Origin of the sequence: Pontiella sp. (genome assembly GCF_041622395.1) — a bacterium.
Lineage (GTDB): Bacteria > Verrucomicrobiota > Kiritimatiellia > Kiritimatiellales > Pontiellaceae > Pontiella.
Genome location: NZ_JBFJYW010000367.1, coordinates 1 through 3,325, shown reverse-complemented (window position 1 = coordinate 3,325; position 3,325 = coordinate 1). Strand labels below are relative to the sequence as shown.

2 protein-coding genes are annotated in these 3,325 nt (G+C 58.8%); both read right to left on the bottom strand.

The genetic code is table 11. The features are described 5' to 3' along the window. Positions 1-1,481, bottom strand: a 1,481-nt coding sequence (locus ABYO54_RS15560; RefSeq protein WP_372809150.1) for a glycosyl hydrolase family 95 catalytic domain-containing protein, incomplete at its 3' end; no start/stop codon positions are given. Positions 1,482-1,570: 89 nt separating this feature from the next. Beyond that, entirely contained in the window at positions 1,571-2,986 is a 1,416-nt protein-coding gene (locus ABYO54_RS15555) for a glycoside hydrolase family 28 protein (protein WP_372809149.1), read from the bottom strand. Between the last annotated feature and the right edge of the window lie 339 nt (positions 2,987-3,325).

Genomic DNA, 3,325 nt, shown 5'->3' with positions numbered 1-3,325 from the left:
ATGAAGGGGACCGCCCGGTTTTTCAAGAAGTCCCGATCGCCCGTAAAGAGGTAGTAGTCGTAATAGAAGGACGCAAGCCAACCCGCCGCGTCGGTCCAGTAGACCACGTGGGGCGCGGTGTGGCGCATGACGCCGGAATCGGGCGACATGAACGGCGGGATATAGATCCCGTCGCACCCCCAGAGTTGCTTGGCGTTGTAGCGGAACTCATCCAGATGCCCGTCGAAATAGTCGAAGAAGGCCATCATGGCCGCTTTCATGTTGCCGGGCAGCGCCTGCCAATAGGTCATCTGGAGATTTTCATTAATCCCGTAGAGCGAGCTCCACGGCGGGCGGTAATCCCCGTTCCAGATTCCCTGGAGGTTGGCGGGATACCCGCCCGCGCGGCTGCTGGAGATCAAGAGGTAGCGGCCATAATCGAACAATTTTTCAACCAACTCGGGAGAGGCCGGATTTTGGTAGGCATCCAGCAGCAGGATTTCGTTGGGCGTATCCCGGTTGCCGGACACGTTCAAGCGGATGCCCATCGAGTTGAATTTTTGGCGGTGAAGCGCCGCGTGGCGCTCAAAAAGCGCTTCATAGTCGTCGCCCGCCGCCACCAGTTTCTTTTTCAGACGGGACACTGCCGTCGCGCTCTCCTCGTTCGCAAAGAAGCCGATCACCAAAACCACCTCGTCCGCGCCGGAAAAACGGATCGATTTCCGATCCACCTCCAACGTGCCGTTTTTGGCAACAACGCGCATGACGCCGCCGAACTCGCCGCCATCGGAACCATCGGCGCGGAACTCGACGAACTCCCCATCCACCACCGTTTGGTAACGGAACCCCGGATCAAAGGGATCGCCGTTTTGCAGGATGGCATCCTTGAGGTCGTGGATATCGAGCGTGACCGCGCCCCGAACCGAACCGTTGCGGTCGGCACGGATCGACATGACCGAAAGATCATCGGGAATGGAGACAAACAGACGGCGCGCGTATCGGATGTCGCCATCGCGCCACGCCACCTCCACCTGACCCGTTTCAAAATCCAGCGTCCGGGAATACGCTTCAAACATGCGTTCGCAATCGGATTCCACGAGCAGGTCGAACGCGGGATGATAGATTGCATTCCGCGCATTGAAACCTTTCGCCTTCAGCTGCTTTGAATAGTGGTCGTTGGCTTCCGGATACCTTCCTTCCAACAGCAGCTGGCGCACCACCGGAAGCTCGGCCGACATATCGGGCACTTCATCGATTTTCCCGCCGTACCAAAGTTCGTTGTGGTTGAATAAAACCCGCTCTTGGTTGATCGAACCATAGACCAGCGCACCGATTTGCCCGTTCCCGGAAGGGAGGGCCTCCCGCCACTGCTCCGCGGGTTTGATCATCGTCATGCCGTGCCGATACCCCGCCCCCGACGCCGCAACAGCGCACAGCACCACCGCGGCACAAAGGCCTCCATATCCGAAAAGCCTTGGGTTCGTTCGCTTCAGATTTTTCATCGTCTTTCCTCCCAGGAAAACAGCATAGCTGAACAACATGGCCGGCCTATCCCGCGTTTGCGGGACGAAGGAGCGGTTTTTCTTCGCAATCAACGCGCCGGAAGCGTTTCAACCTCGGAGAACCCTTCGACATCGACCAGCACAATTTTTTCGCGCGCGTCCGGGGTTCGGGTGGTCATCTTGACGTTTTTAAACTCAACATTCTTTGCGTGGCGCACAAAGGCGCCCCACGACGGCAGCACGCCGAAGAAAAACTGCTCCGGATAGCGGGCGATGTCTTCCGGCACTTCGCGCGCGGCATCTTCTGCCGTTCCGCCGCCGGAATAGCTGATCTCGATGTTCTCCAGCACCACGTCTTCGATGCAATGACCGGGAATGCCGGAGATCATGATGCCCTGCCGCTTGGGGATGTCGCCGCTGACGGTTGCCTTGATGTTGCTGATGCGGATGTTCTTGGCATATCCCACCGGAGCTCCTTCCGGCTCGACGTCCTTACCCTGAATCTGCTCCGTCGGCTGGTGGTAGGTTCGGCCGCGGTTGGCCAGCCGGATAAAGATCGGCCCCTCGACCTCGTTCATCACGATGTTGTCGATGGCGATGTCTTCGAGGATGCCGCCATCCACAGCCAACAGCTTGATGGCCCCCATGCGGGTGCCGGAAAAGTCGCAGTCGGAGACGGAGATGTTCTTGAACCCGCCGCGCGACGAGGTGCCGCACTTAAAGGCCGCCGTATTGCTTTGCACCCGGCAGTTTTTAACGACGATGTTTTCGCAGATTCTGGCGGTCGTACTCTTCGGGCAGATGGAGTCGTCGCCGGAGCGAATGTTGCAGTTTTCGATCAGGACATTCTTGCAGCCGTCGAGGTCGAGCCCATCGTTGTTCCGGTTCACATGGCTATCGATGGCGAGGTCCCGTATGACGACATCGTCGCACGACACCAGATGCGTGCACCAGGATGCCGCGTTTTTGAAGCTGACTCCCTCGAGACGGATATTCCTGCATTCAACGAAGCGGATCAGCATTGGACGGTCGCCCAACGAACCGTCTTCGAGCTTGATCGGGAAATTCTTTTCGTAGCCGCGTCCGTCGACGGACCCCTCTCCGGTGATGCGGATATTTTCGGCATGCTCGGCATAGAGCAGGCATTCATCGAAGGCCGGGCCCTCGATGGCACCCTGGTTGTCGCGGGAATAGTCGGCCAGCGAAAGGCTTCCGAGCACCTCGGCCCCCTCAACCAACCTCAACTCGACATTGCTTTTGAGCCAAAGCGTACCGATGTGATAGCTCCCCGCCCCAAGCAACACCACGCCACCCCCGGCGGCATGGCAGGCATCGACCGCACACTGCAACGCCTTCGTATCCATGGCAACACCGTCCCCAACGGCCCCGTACGAGCGCACGTCGAAGACCTTCGCCTCCTTGGAATCGACAGTGCGGCCGACTGCCAATCCGGCCCCCATTACGCATACCACGATCAACGATCCAACCCAACGCCTTGCCTTCATATCCACCTCGCTTCGCTATAATCTATCCAACAAAGGAAGAGATTGTGCCCGAAAAAGACCCACGGTCCCATCCCCCATATACAGGAGACAGTTCGTTTTTTCAAAAGGCCGGCGGACCGCGCAGGATCGTCGCCCATCGGGAAGACGGGCGGGGAAAGATCAGCGCCGCCGTTGCGGCAGGACCTAGTCGTCGTCCGGCAGGCCGGCTTCCTTGCGATCCAGCAGCTTGCGCTTGAATTCCTCCACCTTTTCCTCGAATGCGGGAGCCAGGCGCGGCTGGATGCGGGGAACCACCTGGCCACAGACAAAGCGGCCGACATAGGACTTGCCGTTCAATTT